This is a genomic window from Marinobacter nanhaiticus D15-8W, assembly GCF_036511935.1.
In the GTDB taxonomy this organism is placed as follows: Bacteria; Pseudomonadota; Gammaproteobacteria; order Pseudomonadales; family Oleiphilaceae; genus Marinobacter_A; species Marinobacter_A nanhaiticus.
Window position 1 is genome coordinate 2,532,537 of sequence record NZ_AP028878.1, and the last position, 14,627, is coordinate 2,547,163.

The 14,627-nt window shown below is 59.8% G+C and carries 11 protein-coding genes; 2 read left to right on the forward strand and 9 right to left on the reverse strand.

What is annotated here, in order from left to right; genetic code table 11:
• Positions 1–353 precede the first annotated feature (353 nt).
• Positions 354–1,103 (forward strand): electron transfer flavoprotein subunit beta/FixA family protein, encoded by a 750-nt coding sequence (locus RE428_RS11340; protein ID WP_004582124.1) that lies wholly within the window; start codon positions 354–356, stop codon positions 1,101–1,103.
• Positions 1,104–2,045, forward strand: a complete 942-nt coding sequence (locus tag RE428_RS11345) for an electron transfer flavoprotein subunit alpha/FixB family protein (protein ID WP_004582125.1) — start codon at positions 1,104–1,106, stop codon at positions 2,043–2,045. It abuts the gene before it with no gap.
• Between the two features lie 295 nt (positions 2,046–2,340).
• Here the strand turns inward: RE428_RS11345 and RE428_RS11350 are convergent, their stop codons facing one another.
• The 9 genes from RE428_RS11350 to RE428_RS11390 form a co-directional block, all read right to left on the reverse strand.
• Positions 2,341–3,882 (reverse strand): acyl CoA:acetate/3-ketoacid CoA transferase, encoded by a 1,542-nt coding sequence (locus RE428_RS11350; protein WP_004582126.1) that lies wholly within the window; start codon positions 3,880–3,882, stop codon positions 2,341–2,343.
• 13 nt (positions 3,883–3,895) lie between these two features.
• The gene (locus RE428_RS11355; RefSeq protein ID WP_004582127.1) at positions 3,896–5,254 is read right to left on the reverse strand and encodes a TRAP transporter large permease; all 1,359 of its coding nucleotides are present in this window, start codon (positions 5,252–5,254) and stop codon (positions 3,896–3,898) included.
• Positions 5,241–5,834: a TRAP transporter small permease subunit gene (locus RE428_RS11360; RefSeq protein ID WP_004582128.1), complete on the reverse strand. Its 594-nt coding sequence runs from the start codon at positions 5,832–5,834 to the stop codon at positions 5,241–5,243. The genes RE428_RS11355 and RE428_RS11360 overlap by 14 nt, the downstream gene beginning before the upstream one ends.
• A gap of 116 nt (positions 5,835–5,950) precedes the next feature.
• The gene (locus tag RE428_RS11365) at positions 5,951–7,012 is read right to left on the reverse strand and encodes a TRAP transporter substrate-binding protein (RefSeq protein ID WP_004582129.1); all 1,062 of its coding nucleotides are present in this window, start codon (positions 7,010–7,012) and stop codon (positions 5,951–5,953) included.
• A 270-nt stretch (positions 7,013–7,282) separates the two neighbouring features.
• Positions 7,283–8,680 (reverse strand): sigma-54 interaction domain-containing protein, encoded by a 1,398-nt coding sequence (locus RE428_RS11370; RefSeq protein ID WP_004582130.1) that lies wholly within the window; start codon positions 8,678–8,680, stop codon positions 7,283–7,285.
• A gap of 8 nt (positions 8,681–8,688) precedes the next feature.
• Positions 8,689–10,662 (reverse strand): acetoacetate--CoA ligase, encoded by a 1,974-nt coding sequence (locus RE428_RS11375; protein ID WP_004582131.1) that lies wholly within the window; start codon positions 10,660–10,662, stop codon positions 8,689–8,691.
• Positions 10,663–10,896: 234 nt separating this feature from the next.
• Positions 10,897–11,802 carry a hydroxymethylglutaryl-CoA lyase gene (locus tag RE428_RS11380; RefSeq protein WP_004582132.1) on the reverse strand — a complete coding sequence of 302 codons (906 nt, stop codon included), beginning with the start codon at positions 11,800–11,802 and terminating at the stop codon, positions 10,897–10,899.
• On the reverse strand, positions 11,799–13,796 hold the full coding sequence (locus RE428_RS11385; protein ID WP_004582133.1) for an acetyl/propionyl/methylcrotonyl-CoA carboxylase subunit alpha: 1,998 nt from the start codon (positions 13,794–13,796) through the stop codon (positions 11,799–11,801). Before RE428_RS11385 ends, RE428_RS11380 begins: the two co-directional genes overlap by 4 nt.
• 4 nt (positions 13,797–13,800) lie before the next feature.
• The gene (locus tag RE428_RS11390) at positions 13,801–14,592 is read right to left on the reverse strand and encodes an enoyl-CoA hydratase/isomerase family protein (protein ID WP_004582134.1); all 792 of its coding nucleotides are present in this window, start codon (positions 14,590–14,592) and stop codon (positions 13,801–13,803) included.
• Between the last annotated feature and the right edge of the window lie 35 nt (positions 14,593–14,627).

A 14,627-nucleotide genomic window follows, 5' to 3' on the forward strand; every position in this document is an offset into this window, starting at 1 on the left:
TTAACGGGCAACGGGCGCCATTGTAATACTGCTGGCGACGGCTGTGTAATGTCTGTGCAGCTATTGACCCTCCTGGGCTTTGTGGTCAGTATTATGGCGCTTTTAAGTAAGGGGCATCTTCGATACTGCTCCAACAGTTCAACGTGCTTGGCGTGAGAGAGACGCAGGCGCTGTTGGCTTGAGGTCTGACGCAGAGAGCTGGAAAAGCCGGGTAAGCAGGACCTCGACGAAACCGTACGATGAGTCTGTGGACGAATCGATGCGACAGGAATCATAGTGCTCTGGCGGTCCCACAGGATCCGAGCTCTGTTGATTGCGAGTCATTAAACCCATCGTAGAAGAACGAGGAATCTATGAAGGTTCTGGTCGCTGTTAAACGAGTAATCGACTACAACGTAAAGGTTCGCGTCAAGCCGGACAACACCGGCGTCGATCTTGCCAACGTCAAGATGGCAATGAACCCCTTCTGTGAAATCGCGGTTGAAGAAGCGGTTCGCCTGAAAGAGAAAGGGGTTGCCACTGAAATCGTTGTGGTCTCCATCGGTCCCAAGGCCGCTCAGGAACAGATCCGTACCGCATTGGCCCTCGGTGCCGACCGCGGTATCCACGTCGAGACCGACGAGGAAGTCCAGTCCCTGGAAGCCGCCAAGCTGCTGAAGGCGGTTGTCGAGAAAGAAGAGCCCAAGCTGGTAATCCTCGGCAAGCAGTCCATCGACACCGACAACAACCAGACTGGCCAGATGCTGGCTGCGCTGACCGGCATGGGTCAGGGCACCTTCGCTTCTGAAGTGGCGGTTGAAGGCGAGAAGGTCAACGTGACCCGTGAGGTCGATGGTGGCCTGGTCACGGTTTCCCTCAACCTGCCGGCCGTCGTTACCACGGATCTGCGTCTGAACGAACCGCGTTACGCTTCGCTGCCCAACATCATGAAGGCCAAGAAGAAGCCGCTCGACAGCATGAGCCCGACGGATCTGGGTGTTGATGTGGCTCCTCGTCTGTCCACCCTGAAAGTTGAAGCACCGGCGGCCCGTAAGGGCGGCATCAAGGTTGCTGACGTGGCAGAACTGGTCGATAAACTGAAGAACGAAGCGAAGGTGATCTAAATGAGCATCCTAGTCATTGCTGAACATGACAACAGCAGCCTGAAGTCGGCCACCCTGAACGTCGTGGCCGCGGCCAAGGCTGTGGGTGGTGACATCGACGTTCTGGTTGCCGGCGAGAACTGTAGCGCCGTGGGTGAAGCGGCTAGCAAGATCGAGGGCGTGAACAAGGTCCTGGTTGCCGACAATGCTGCTTATGGTCACTTCCTGGCGGAGAACCTCTCGCTGCTGGTCTCCGAAGTGGGTAAGAACTACGGCCACATTTTTGCTGCTGCCGGAACCACTGGTAAGGATTTCATGCCGCGCGTTGCCGCACTACTGGATGTCGCCCAGGTGTCCGACATCATGAGCGTCGAGTCCGAAGACACCTTCGTGCGTCCGATCTACGCCGGTAACGCCTTGGCGACCGTCAAGAGCAGCGACAGCATCAAGGTTGTCACCGTGCGTCCGACCGCGTTCGACCCGGTTGCCGGCGAGGGCGGTTCTGCGTCTGTCGAGTCTGTAGATGGCGCGCACGATGCGGGCGTATCTTCTTTCGTCAGCGAGCAGTTGGCCGAGTCCGACCGTCCGGATCTGGGCAGTGCCGGCATCGTTGTCTCTGGTGGTCGTGGCATGCAGAACGGCGAAAACTTCCAGATGCTGGAAAAAGTCGCTGATGTGCTGGGCGCCGCTGTTGGTGCGTCCCGTGCCGCGGTTGATGCCGGCTTCGTACCCAACGACATGCAGGTCGGTCAGACCGGTAAGATCGTCGCGCCGCAGCTGTACATCGCCGTCGGTATTTCCGGTGCGATCCAGCACCTGGCAGGTATGTCCGACTCCAAGGTGATCGTTGCGATCAACAAGGACGAGGAAGCGCCGATCTTCCAGGTGGCTGACTACGGCCTCGTTGCGGACCTGTTCGAAGCGGTACCGCAGCTTGAAGAAGAGTTGAAGAAAGTTCTCTAAAGAGCTGATTCGACTAAAAAAGGGCGCTGATGCGCCCTTTTTTATGGTTCATCGCGGGTTAGCGTGACGGGGAGGCCGGGAGGCCTCCGCACGAGTCGTATGACCATGGGCACCTTCGGCGCCTCAGAAGCTGAAGCATCTGCTACATGCTCGAGTTATTTGGAAAATGTAGCCGACGCTTCAGCTTCGGAGCAGCCCGGCGGGCTGCCCATTCCCTGAATGCTTTCCGTTATACGGATTCCCGCTAAGGTGCGATGGACCTTTTTATTGTCCCGGAATCTATTCCGAAGCCCCGTCACTCAACAGCAACGGATTGATAAAGTGACCGATCCGTCACGTGAAGCCGACTTGAAATCGCTGGCCGAAAATCCATGTAGGCCAGGATATCCCGATCCAGATCCAGGCCTGGCGCGATCTCGATCAGCTCGAGTCCGTTCACGGTAAGCTGGAACACGCAGCGTTCGGTGATGTAGAACACCCGTTGGCCGCGCTCCAATGCATAGCGACCATTGAAGGTCATATGCTCCACCTCTCTAACGAACTTGCGTCCCTTTCCACCCTGATTGATGTGCAGACCCGCATCTTCGATCAGAATGTCCTGCGGCCCAGCTTCGAACGTCCCCATGAAGAACACCTCACGTGCGTTCTGGCTAATGTTGATAAAACCACCTGCGCCGGAGAGCCGCGTCCCGAATCGGCTAACGTTCACGTTGCCTGCACTGTCGACCTGGGCCATACCGAGATAGGCCTGATCCAGCCCGCCTCCGTCGTAGAAATCGAACTGGGCTGGTTGATCGATAATGGCCTCGGCATTAGCCGCCGCACCGAAGCTGAGCCCACCGGCCGGGCGCCCGCCAATGGCACCAGGCTCGATCGTCAGCGTGATTTTGTCTAGCAGGCCCTTATCCGCTGCCACCTCGGCTACCAGTTCAGGCATGCCGATGCCAAGGTTAACCACCGAATCCGGCTTCAGGTGCTCCGCAGCGCGACGACCGATCAGCTTCCTGATGGATAGCGGTTCTCCGCCCATAAGCGCAGGGAGACGAATTTCACCCGTGTAAGCCGGGTTGTATGGCTCCGCGAAGGTCTGCAGGTGCTCCGATGGATCCGCAAGGATGATGTGATCCACCAGGATGCCCGGAATATGAACGCGCTCGGCATGGAGCTGATGGCGTTCTGTAAGCCGCTCGACCTGAACGAATACCTGCCCGCCGGAATTGTGCACCGCCTGGGCGATCGCCAGGCTTTCGAGCGGCAGGGCCTCCCGTTCCATGGTGATATTGCCCCGGGCATCGGCCGTGGTGCCGCGCAAGAAGGCCACCTGGATCGGAAAAGTCGGGTAGAACAGGTATTCCCGGCCGCGAACGCTCATCAGCTCTACCAATTCTTCCTGGGTCTTTTCATTGATGCGGCCGCCGCCGTGACGGGGATCGACGAACGAGTGTAGACCCACATGGGTGAGCATTCCGGGCTTTCCTGCGGCGATATCGCGATAGAGCTGTGCGATAACCCCCTGTGGCAGGTTATAGGCCTCGATCCGGTTTTCGCAGGCGAGGGCGCCGAGTTTGGGAACCAAACCCCAGTGGCCGCCAATCACACGTTTCACCAGGCCTTCATGGGCCAGGTGATTGAGGCCGCGTTCCTTGCCATCACCCTGGCCGGCGGCATAGACGAGAGTGAGGTCGCGTGGCTCATTCGCTGCGACGAAGCGCTCCTCAAGTGCCCGCGCCAACGCCTCGGGAAAGCCGATGCCGACGAAACCGCCGGTCGCCATTGTGGCGCCGCTGGGTACCTTGGCGGCGGCTTCTTCAGCGGTGAGAAGTTTGGGATGTGTCATTGTTATTGTTCTCCTATTGTCCGCTGTAGGCCTGTTCCGGGAGCCAGGTCACCAGGGTTGGCCAGATGAAGATGATGGCCAGCACCGTTACTTGCAGCGCGATGAAGGGCATGACGCCGCGGTAAAGCGTTTTCACACCCACGGAGGGTGGGGCGACGCCCTTGCAGTAGAACAGCGCGAAGCCAACGGGTGGTGTCAGGAAGGAGGTCTGCAGACATACCGCAAACAGCACCGTAAACCACACCAGGTCGTAGCCCATACTGACGATAACCGGGGCGACCAGCGGCAGGATAATCAGCGTGATCTCGATCCAGTCGAGCACGAAGCCCAGCAGGAACGTCAGCAGCAGGATACAGATCACCACGCCGGCCGGACCGAACGGTAGGCTCGCCAGGGCTTCCTCGATCATCGCATCGCCACCCAGGCCGCGCAGGACCAATGAAAATGCCGTCGCACCGATCAGCAGCGCAAAGATAAACGCAGTCGTCTGGCTGGTTTCCCGGCAGACTTCGCGCAGCACTTGCAGGTTCAGACGTTTGTTGATCAGGGCCAGGAGCGTGGCACCAAACGCGCCCACGCCTGAGGCTTCAGTTGGTGTTGCAATACCGGCGAAGATACTGCCCAGCACCGCGAGAATGAGCAGTGCCGGGGGCAGGATGGATTTCACTGCGTCGAAGATGATGCCGAGGGTGATGGACTCGGCATCGTCGCCTGCCGGCGCTACGTCCGGATGAATCCAGCCACGGAAAACGATATAGAGCACGAAAACCACACCGAGTATGGCGCTGGGGAACACCGCGCCCATAAACAGGTCGCCGACCGACATTGCGAGCTGGTCAGCCATCATGACGAGCATGATCGACGGCGGCATGAGTATGCCGAGCGTCCCCACGGCACACACAGTGCCTACGGCGAGCTCTGGCTGGTACTGGCGCTTGAGCATGACAGGCACCGCCAGCAGCGTCAGCAGTGCTACAGAGGCCCCTACGATGCCTGTGGAGGCGGCGAGCAGCAGGCCGATAATGACCACGGCGATGGCCGTTCCGCCGTTCAGGCGTCCAAACAGGCGCGATACGTTGAGCATCAGTTTCTCGGCCATACCGGAGCGGTCCAGCATCTGCCCCATAAAGACGAACATGGGTATGGCAACCAGGACCCAACTGCTCATGGTGCCCCAGATCCGCTCGATCGACAGGGAGAAGTAGCTCCAGTCGATAGCGATAAAGGTATCCAGATACATGTCCGAGAGCATCGCCAGCCCGGTAAAGGCCACTGCAACGCCGCCCAACACCCACGCAATGGGAAAGCCGGTAAAGATCAGCAGGATAAAGGCTACGAACATGCCGACGGCCAGGAGCTCATTGATGTCCATGTTGCGCCTCCGCTCCGAACAGGAAAGCCAGCAACCGGACCAGACGCGAGAACGCCGCGATCAGCAACAACCCGAGACCGATGGGCAGGGTGCTCTTGACGATCCAGCGCTGGCTCAGCCCGCCGGGTGCGCTGGAGGCTTCATTCATGGTCCAGGAATCGATCACGTAGGGCACCGCGAAGTACAGCAGCAACCCAATGAAAGGTGCGAGGATGAAGAGTAGGCCAAAGAGTTCGATCCATGCCTGGGCCCGGTAGCTGATTCGTTCACGGATCAGGTCCACGCGGACATGGCTGTCCCAGAGCAGGGCGTAGGACAGGGCGAACAGAAACCCCGCCGAATAGATGTGCCACTGCAGTTCTTCGAGCTCGATGAAGCCTTGGGCAAACACATAGCGGCTCACTACATTGACGATGATGATCATCATCAGGATGGGCCAGAGCCATGCACTTAGACGGCCAAAACCCTGGATCACGCTATCGAGAGCCCGGGATAGGGAAGTGTGGGGCAGGTATTCGCCCGAAAGCCCCTGCGGCGCCGGCTCGAGTTCGAGTCGGTCCGTATCAGTGGAAACGGTCATGCTAATCTCCGGAAATGCAGGCAGACAGCTGGCTCGAGGAGCCAGCAATCAGTGCGCGAGACCCGGAAGCGCCCGATGGGCAAATCCGAACCTCGTGCGGGTACGCTGGTTGAGGCTTAGAAGTCCCGGGGCAAGTAGCCCAGGTCCTGCCAACGCTCGTACTGGTCCTGAAAGGCTTGCTGGCTCTTCAGCACGCGGGCGAAGTCTTCGTCCTTATCGGCTTCGCTCTGCAGCACCTTGTCGGTGACCTCTTCGAGTTCACGGAGAATAGGTTCAGGCAGCTTGCGGGTCTGGGCGCCCTGTTCCTCGAGGAACTCGATAGCCTCGCCCTGGAATGCCTCGCTGCGTGCCAGGTTGCGGGTGACGCCGGCCTGACAGGTCAGGTTGATCAGGGTCTTGTCCGCGTCGCTGATGGAATCCCACTTGTCCTTATTGACGATCAGGTGGAATGCGGCGAAGGGCTGATGCCAACCGGGGAAGTAGTTGTATTTGGCCACTTCATAGAAGCCGAGCTGCTTGTCGACTGTTGGGAGGGAGAACTCAGACGCGTCGATGGCACCTTTCTCAAGGGCCTGGAAGATCTCACCGCCGGGCAGCACGGTCACTGACGCGCCCAATTCCTGGAGGATCCGGCCACCAATACCGGCATAGCGGATCTTTAGGCCGTTGATGTCTTCCAGGTTGGTGATTTCCTTGTTGAACCAGCCACCGGTTTCGGGGCCGGTCAGACCACAGAGCACCGGGTGGACGTTGTTCTTGTGGTAGATGGACTCGGCCAGTTCCTGACCTTCGCCGTCATACCACCATGCCATGTACTCCCAGGGCTCCATGCCGAACGGTACGGCGGAGAACAGCACTGACGACGGGATCTTGCCCTGGTCGTAGCCAATCCAGGTGTAGCCGGCTTCGAGCTTGCCGGTACGAACCGCGTCGGTGATATTCAGGGTCGGGACCAGTTTGTTGGGTTCGAAATGCTTGATGATGACGCGATTGTCGGTCGCCTCACTCAGGTCTTCGAGTACGCCGGGAATGGTATCGCCCAGGGCAGGGAGGTTACTGCCGTACGCAGCCTGCATTTTCCAGCGAACCTTGTCCTGAGCTATGGCCGGTACTGATGCAACCGCCGCGGCCAGGCCGCAGGCAGACAGGAAGGCGAGGGTTTTGCTCGTCGTTGTCATTATCTATACCTCTATTGTTGTTGTGTACGCAGGGATCAGATCTGCGCTTATATAAGTACAAACCCTGTGCCAGTTAATGAATATTCAACAAAAACAGAGGTATACGTAATTTTTGCGGATCATGACTAGAAAAATGTCCGGAACCCCGGACACTTTATATCGAAGAATGCGCGGATAAGGTGAGCTGGCGTGTTTAATCGGTGTCATGAAAAACAGACACTGTCCGTGAATCCGGACAATGCGCTTCTCGATTCTGATTGGCCTTACAGTCTATAACCCGTATCGGGCCATTTTCTCGTAAAGACTGGCGCGGGAAATACCCAGTGCCCTTGCAGCCTGGGAGCGATTATTGTTGGTTGTTTCCAGGGCCTTGCGAATGCCATCCCGTTCGGCACGGGCGATGGTACTCTGGAGCGGTTCGATTACGGTGTCCTCCCGCTGCTCGGGAAGCCGTTCAGTCGATGGTAGGAAGTCCTCGGCCTGGAGAGTCGAGCCCTGGGCGAAGATAAACGTTCGCTCCAACGTGTTCTGCAGTTCCCGCACGTTGCCGGGCCAATCGTAATCACGTAGGTAGGCCAGGGCACTTTCGCTGAGCCATTTCGGGGCCATCCCGAGGTTGTGGGCAATACGTTCGATCATTGTCCCTGCCAGTAGCTCGATGTCCACCGCGCGTTCCCGCAGCGGCGGCACGACAATCGGCAGGACGTTGAGCCGGTAGTAGAGGTCGGCACGGAACTCCCCGACATCCACCATGGCCTTGAGGTCCTTGCTGGTGGCAGCGATGACCCGCACGTCCACCCGGATCACTTCGTTTGAGCCCAGTGGCTCGAACTCCTGCTCCTGCAATACCCGGAGCAGTTTGCTCTGGAGGCTTTGGGGCAGATCCCCCACTTCGTCCAGGAACAGAGTACCCTTGTTGGCCAGTTGGATCTTACCCTTGCGGCCTTTGCGGTCGGCGCCGGTGTACGCGCCAGGCGCAACGCCGAAGAATTCCGCTTCCATCAGGTTATCGGGCACCGCAGCCATATTGATGCCCACGAATGGGCGCTCGGCACGGACGGAGGCGTGGTGGATGGCGTGGGCCAGCACTTCCTTGCCGGTGCCCGTTTCACCCAGCAGGAGTACTGTGGTGTCCAGTTCAGCTGCTCTGCGCGCTCGTTGCAGGAGCTGCTCCACGGGCTCGCTCTGGCCAATGAAGTCGGCGAAGGTGTACTTGGTGTCGCGCATGCTGGCGAGCTGTTTTTCGGCAGTGCTGGGTACGCCGCGGAGCCGGCCGTACTTCTCGACAAACGCCTTCAGGTAGTCCATGTCCTTATAGAACACGAACCCGATGCCGCCAATAACCTGGTCTTCCTGGTCGCGAATGGGGATGCGGGTGACCACCATCCAAGTCTCCCTGACCCGCAGCAGGTCCAGCAGGATAGGCTGGCCGCTACTGACCACCTGGCGCATCATGCTGTTGGGGATGAGCTCCTCCACCGGCATACCCTTGACCGCCCGTAACGGATCGATACCGAGTACTTCGCGGTACTTGTCGCTGATCCAGAGGATGTGGGCGTGGTCATCGACAATCACGCTGCCTTCGCAAATGTGGTCGAGCAAAGTCAGCAGCGGACTTTCCGACAGGTCGTTCAGGTCTTTCAGGGTAAAGCCGGTGGCTCGGGTCATGGACGTCTCTACTGCTGCAACTCTGGAATATTCTCGAAATGTTTCAGTGCCTCGGGGTTGGCCAAGGCGTCCTGGTTCTTCACCGGTTCACCGTGCACCACGTTACGCACGGCCAGTTCGACGATCTTGCCGCTGATGGTGCGGGGAATATCCGGGACCTGGATAATTCGCGCAGGCACATGGCGTGGTGTCGTGTTGCTGCGAACGGTCTGGCGAATCGTCTGGGCCAGCTCGTCATCCAGGGTCACGCCTTCCCGAAGGCGAACAAAGAGGACGACGCGTACATCGTCTTCCCATTGCTGACCGATGGCGAGTGACTCCAGAACAGCGTCCACCTTTTCCACCTGGCGGTATATCTCGGCGGTACCGATTCGCACACCGCCCGGATTGAGCGTGGCGTCTGAGCGGCCGTGGATCAGCACACCCCTTTGCTCGGGCGTGGTCTCCGTTTTCGGGTGAATGCTGAGTTCGCCGTAGTCGCCATGGGCCCACACGCAGGGGAAGCGGCTAAAGTAGGCATCCCGGAAACGTTCGTTATCCGGATCGTTCCAGAACCCGACCGGCATGGACGGGAAGGCGTTGCGGCAGATCAGCTCGCCCTTGCCCTCATCGAGAGGATTGCCATCGTCGTCCACGAAGGCGACGTCCATGGCCAAACTGACGCACTGCAGTTCGCCCCGGTACACCGGCAGGTTCGGATTGCCCAGCGCAAAGCAGGCGACGATATCGGTGCCGCCGGAAATACTGGACACGCAGACGTCGGGCTTAACGTCCCGGTACAGGTAGTCGAAGCTTTCATGGGAGAGCGGGCTGCCGGTGGAGAGCAGGGCATCCAGGTGTTCGAGATTGTGGCTCTGGGCAGGTTTCAGGCCGGCCTTTTCGCAGGCTGCGTAGTACTTGGCACTGGCACCGAAGATTCGGACCTGTTCCTTCTCCGCGATGTCCCAGAGCACCGACGGTTCCGGTGAGAAAGGCGAGCCATCGAAGAGCACAAGCGTGGCGCCGAGGCCCAAACTGCTGACCAGCCAGTTCCACATCATCCAGCCGCAGGTGGTGTAATAGAACATGCGGTCGCCGGCCCTCAGGTCCGTATGCAGGGCCAACTCCTTGATGTGCTGCATCAGCGTGCCGCCGATGCCGTGCACGATGCACTTGGGGACGCCTGTGGTGCCGGACGAGTACAGGATATACAGCGGCGAATTGAAGGGCAGTCGAGTGTAGTGCGTCTCCGGGGTCGTTTGCAGCGCATCGTCCCAGTCGATGCCGGACACCTCCGGCGACCAGGGGCACTCGCTGTGATTGTCGATCCGGATCAGGCGCTTCAGGGCCGGGAGTTTTTCGACAATGTCCGCAACCCGCTGCCGGGTATCGATCACCTTACCGTTATAGGTGTAGCCGCTTATTGCAATCAGAACTTTGGGTTCGATCTGGCCGAACCGATCGATGACGCCGTTAAGGCCAAAGTCCGGTGAGCAGGACGACCAGACCGCGCCCAACTGGCTGGCGGCCAGCATGCCCACAACCGCTTCAATCCCGTTTGGAACGAAACCGGCAACACGGTCACCTGCTTCTACGCCCTGGGTTTTGAGATAGCCGGCCAGGGCTTGGGATTTATGGCGTAGGTCCGCAAAGGTAACGATTCGGCGGCGTCCATCCTCACGGTGTTCGATGATAGCGACTGCATCCGGATTGCCCCGCGCCAACAGGTTCTCGGCGAAGTTGATACGGGTTTCCGGGAAGAACCGCTGTCCCACCACGTCGGCGCCGGTCTCGATATCCGGGCCGCTCCAATCCGCCAGAACGCCATACTCATCGGCCAGTTCACGCCAGAATGTCGCTGCGTTCGCGACACTCCAGGTGTGAAGCCCTTCGTAGCCCGGCGCCATGTCCGGGTACTGCTGGCGCAAGCGCCCTTCGAACTGGGTCATACGTGTCTGGGCGATACGATCCGGAGTGGGCTGCCATAGTGGCGTTTTTGTCATCGTTTCATTCCCGTTTATTGTCGGCTGTGTACGGTCTTGATTTACATTTTTATTAGTCGGCCGTGATTCGAGGGGATCTTCAGGATACAGGCAGCCCTGTGGGCTGCTCCGAAGCTGAAGCGTCGGCTACACTTTCCAGTCAACTCGAGCATGTAGCAGAAGCTTCAGCTTCTGAGGCGCCGAAGGTGCCCGCCAACCACTCCATCATGGGAGGCTTTCTCGCTTTCGAGATACCTACACCTGGCACTCAGCAGCCAAAGCCTTCCCCGTACGCGACGGGTTGGAACGCCCCAACACCTCACAAATCTCGTGACCAACCCGAGCCAGCGCATCGAGATCCACACCCGTCTCGAAGCCTTCACCCTGCAGCAAGTAAAGCACATCTTCGGTGGCAACATTTCCCGTAGCACCCTTGGCATAAGGACAACCTCCCAAACCGGCAACGGCACTATCGAAGGTCCGTACGCCTCGATCAAGGGCGGCGTAGATGTTGGCGATAGCCTGTCCCCGGGTATCGTGGCAGTGCAGGGCTAGGTTCTCGATCGGCAATAAGGGTAAGGTGGCATCCAGTAGGGCATGGACTTCCCTGGGGCGCGCAACGCCGATTGTATCGCCCAGGGAGACCTCATCTGCGCCCAGTTCGAGCAATTGCTTCACGACATCCGCCACCTGACCCGGTGCGATCCGGCCTTCATATGGACAGCCGACCACGCAGGACACGTAAGCCCGCACTCGCTTGCCCGCCGCCCGCGCACCGGCCACTACCGGCTGGAAGCGTTCGATGCTCTCGGCGATGGAGCAATTGATATTCTTGCGGTTGAAGGTCTCCGAGGCGGCGGTGAATACGGCGATCACGTCGGCGTCGCAGGCGAGGGCGCCCTCGAGACCTTTGGTGTTCGGTACCAGCACTTCTGCGGAGACGTCGGGGCGACGCTGGATCTGCGCCATGACCTCATCGGTGTTGGCCATTTGCGGCACCCATCTGGGCGACACGAAACTGCCGGCCTCAATGCGTTTCATTCCTGCGTCTGCAAGCGCGTCGAACCAGCGGACGCGATTGTCGGCGGAAACCGGCGTGGATTCGTTCTGCAGGCCGTCCCGTAGGCCGACTTCGACCAGCGTTACCTTTTCCCGAGTCATGCGTTGTCCTCCGCTTCGAAATCCACCAGCACCTGGCCGGCCGATACACTGGCGCCGTTCTCGCAATGGACCGCGACGATGCGTCCGGCAGCAGGCGCCTTGAGGCTGTGCTCCATCTTCATGGCTTCCATCACAACCAGCGCCTTACCGGCTTCGACACGATCACCCTCAGCACAGTTCAGGGCGATAACCCGGCCGTGCATGGGCGCGGTCAAGTGGCCATCGCTCTCGGCGTCATCCAACTGCTCCTCTGGATGATTGACCAGGGCAAGCCAATGGTTGCTGTCAGCGAATACCCCCAGTTTCTCCCCATGGCTGGCCCAGGACAACCGAACCCGGCGTCCGCCGATCTGGACGTTAAGCGCCTGATCGTTTCTGGCCGACTGCCACGAAAGGCGTAAGGGCGGCGTCCCGGGGGCGAGGATTAAATGAGCCTCGCGATCATTGGTTAGCTCATACATGAGGGTGGAACCCGTATCGCCGATACGGATCTCGCAACGCTGTTGGCGCGGGCCGCCGAGCCGGAAACTGTCGGCCAGCGACCACGGACCGGACGCCTGGGGCCGCAGGGTAGCCTGTTGCCAGGCAAGCCAGCTCAGGGCGAGCTGTTCGGACTCATCGAAATCCGGTTTGGACAACGCATCCTGGTGTTTCTCGATAAAGTGAGTCGTCAGGTCCGCAGCCGCAAAATCCGGATGGCGCAGCACGCGCGACACGAATGCATTGTTCAATGTGACGCCCAGGACTTCGTAATGGTCCAGGGCCTCAATCAACCGGGTGCGGGCTGTCGTACGGTCTTCGCCCCAGGTGATGACCTTGGCGAGCATGGGATCGTACCAAGGCGTTACCTCAAGACCCTCGGCCACCCCGGAATCGACCCGGACGTGGGGCAGGTCGCTCGGCTCGTGCAGATAGTGGAGACGACCGGTCACCGGCAGGAAGTCGTTGTCCGGATCCTCGGCATAGACCCGTGCTTCCATCGCGTGACCGTTGAACTCCAGATCGTCCTGAGCCCAGGGGAGATGCTCGCCGTTGGCGACGCGAATCTGCCATTCGACCAGGTCCAGGCCGGTGATCAGTTCGGTGACCGGGTGTTCGACCTGCAGCCGGGTGTTCATCTCCATAAAGTAGAAATAACCGCCTGGCTCGTAGAGAAATTCCACCGTCCCGGCACCGACATAGCCGATGGCCTCGCCACAGCGCACGGCGGCTTCGCCCATGGCCTTACGCACCGCTGGTGGCAGGCCAGGCGCGGGTGCTTCCTCAATGATCTTCTGGTGACGGCGTTGGACCGAGCAGTCCCGGTCGAACAGGTAGCGGCCCTTGCCGTGGCTGTCGAACATGACCTGGACTTCAACGTGGCGCGGATTTTCCAGGTAACGCTCCATGAGCAGGTGCGGATCGCCAAAACTGGAGCTGGCTTCGCGCTGCGCTGCAGCAATGGCGTCTTCAAGTTCGTTATCCGAGCGCACGACGCGCATCCCCTTACCGCCTCCGCCGGCGCTGGCCTTGATCAGCATCGGGAAGCCGGTTTTCTCGGCTTCTTCGCGAAAACGTTCCAGGCTCTGGTCATCTCCGTGATAGCCCGGCACCAGCGGCACTCCGGCCTCGGCGATCAGCGCTTTGGCTGCGCTTTTCGAACCCATGGCAGCAATGGCTGATGCGGGCGGTCCGATGAAGCGAATGCCTTCGGCCTCGCATTGCTCGGCGAGGGCCGTATTCTCAGACAGGAAGCCGTAGCCTGGATGGATGGCGTCGGCGCCGTTATCCCGGGCAGCTTTCAGTATGCGATCAACCTTGAGATAGCTTTCCGCCGCCGCAGCCGGACCTATGTGAACGGCAACGTCTGCCTGTTTAACGAACGGAGCCAGGCGGTCGGCGTCAGAGTAAACCGCAATACAACGGATGCCCATCTGCTGGGCGGTGCGCATGATACGCAGGGCGATCTCGCCGCGGTTTGCGACCAGGAGGGTCTGGATGGCGTGTTGGGTCATCGGATTACTCCTGGATCCAGCCGGGTTTACGTTTTTCCAGGAAGGCGTTCAGCCCTTCCTGACCTTCCGGACCGGTACGAAGGTCCGCAATCAGTTCGGCGGTGTAGCGGATCAACCCCTGGTTGGGGCCATCCTCCTGCGTTCGGGCGACCAGTGCCTTGCAGGCGTTCAGCGCCACCGGGCCGTTCTTGAGCAGACGATCGACCAGTGCGTCGACGATGCCGTCCAGCTCTTCGAGCGCCGTCACTTCGTGCACCAGCCCCAGTTCAACCGCCTTCGCCGCCGGGATTTCTTCGGTAGTGAGGAAATAGCGCCGAGCCTGGCGGGGGCCAAGGGCGCGGACGACGTAGGGGCTGATCGCCGCTGGCGCCAGTCCCAGGCGCGCTTCGCTCAGGCAGAATCGCGCATTGTCAGCTGCGACGGCGACGTCGCAGGCACAGATCAGTCCCAGCGCTCCGCCAAAGGCCGCGCCCTGGACCCGGGCGATTGTTGGCTTGGGCAACTGGTCGAGCGCTTGCATCAGCCCAGCGAGCGCCATGGCATCGGCAACATTAGCTTCATGGGACAACTCGGCAGCGCCCTTCATGTAGTTGAGGTCGGCGCCGGCAGAGAAGTGCTTGCCTTCGCCCTGCAGAATGACGACACGGCAGTCGTTGTCCTGGCTAGCGGCATTAATAGCGTCGGTGAGCTCGCGCATTACCGCGTCGTTGAAGGCATTACTCTTGTCCGGACGGTTCAAGGTGATCCGGGTAACCCCGCGACCGTCGGTTTCGCTCCGTACGGCGGATTCAGTCATGGTGATCTCCTGTTTATTGGAACCAGCTAGCGGCA

What these genes read in the sequence shown, in the direction of transcription:
- RE428_RS11365 (WP_004582129.1), bottom strand. Translation starts at nt 7,012, where the DNA reads ATGACAACGACGAGCAAAACCCTCGCCTTCCTGTCTGCCTGCGGCCTG.
- RE428_RS11345 (WP_004582125.1), top strand. Translation starts at nt 1,104, where the DNA reads ATGAGCATCCTAGTCATTGCTGAACATGACAACAGCAGCCTGAAGTCG.
- RE428_RS11375 (WP_004582131.1), bottom strand. Translation starts at nt 10,662, where the DNA reads ATGACAAAAACGCCACTATGGCAGCCCACTCCGGATCGTATCGCCCAG.
- RE428_RS11340 (WP_004582124.1), top strand. Translation starts at nt 354, where the DNA reads ATGAAGGTTCTGGTCGCTGTTAAACGAGTAATCGACTACAACGTAAAG.
- RE428_RS11380 (WP_004582132.1), bottom strand. Translation starts at nt 11,802, where the DNA reads ATGACTCGGGAAAAGGTAACGCTGGTCGAAGTCGGCCTACGGGACGGC.
- RE428_RS11350 (WP_004582126.1), bottom strand. Translation starts at nt 3,882, where the DNA reads ATGACACATCCCAAACTTCTCACCGCTGAAGAAGCCGCCGCCAAGGTA.
- RE428_RS11370 (WP_004582130.1), bottom strand. Translation starts at nt 8,680, where the DNA reads ATGACCCGAGCCACCGGCTTTACCCTGAAAGACCTGAACGACCTGTCG.
- RE428_RS11355 (WP_004582127.1), bottom strand. Translation starts at nt 5,254, where the DNA reads ATGGACATCAATGAGCTCCTGGCCGTCGGCATGTTCGTAGCCTTTATC.
- RE428_RS11360 (WP_004582128.1), bottom strand. Translation starts at nt 5,834, where the DNA reads ATGACCGTTTCCACTGATACGGACCGACTCGAACTCGAGCCGGCGCCG.
- RE428_RS11390 (WP_004582134.1), bottom strand. Translation starts at nt 14,592, where the DNA reads ATGACTGAATCCGCCGTACGGAGCGAAACCGACGGTCGCGGGGTTACC.
- RE428_RS11385 (WP_004582133.1), bottom strand. Translation starts at nt 13,796, where the DNA reads ATGACCCAACACGCCATCCAGACCCTCCTGGTCGCAAACCGCGGCGAG.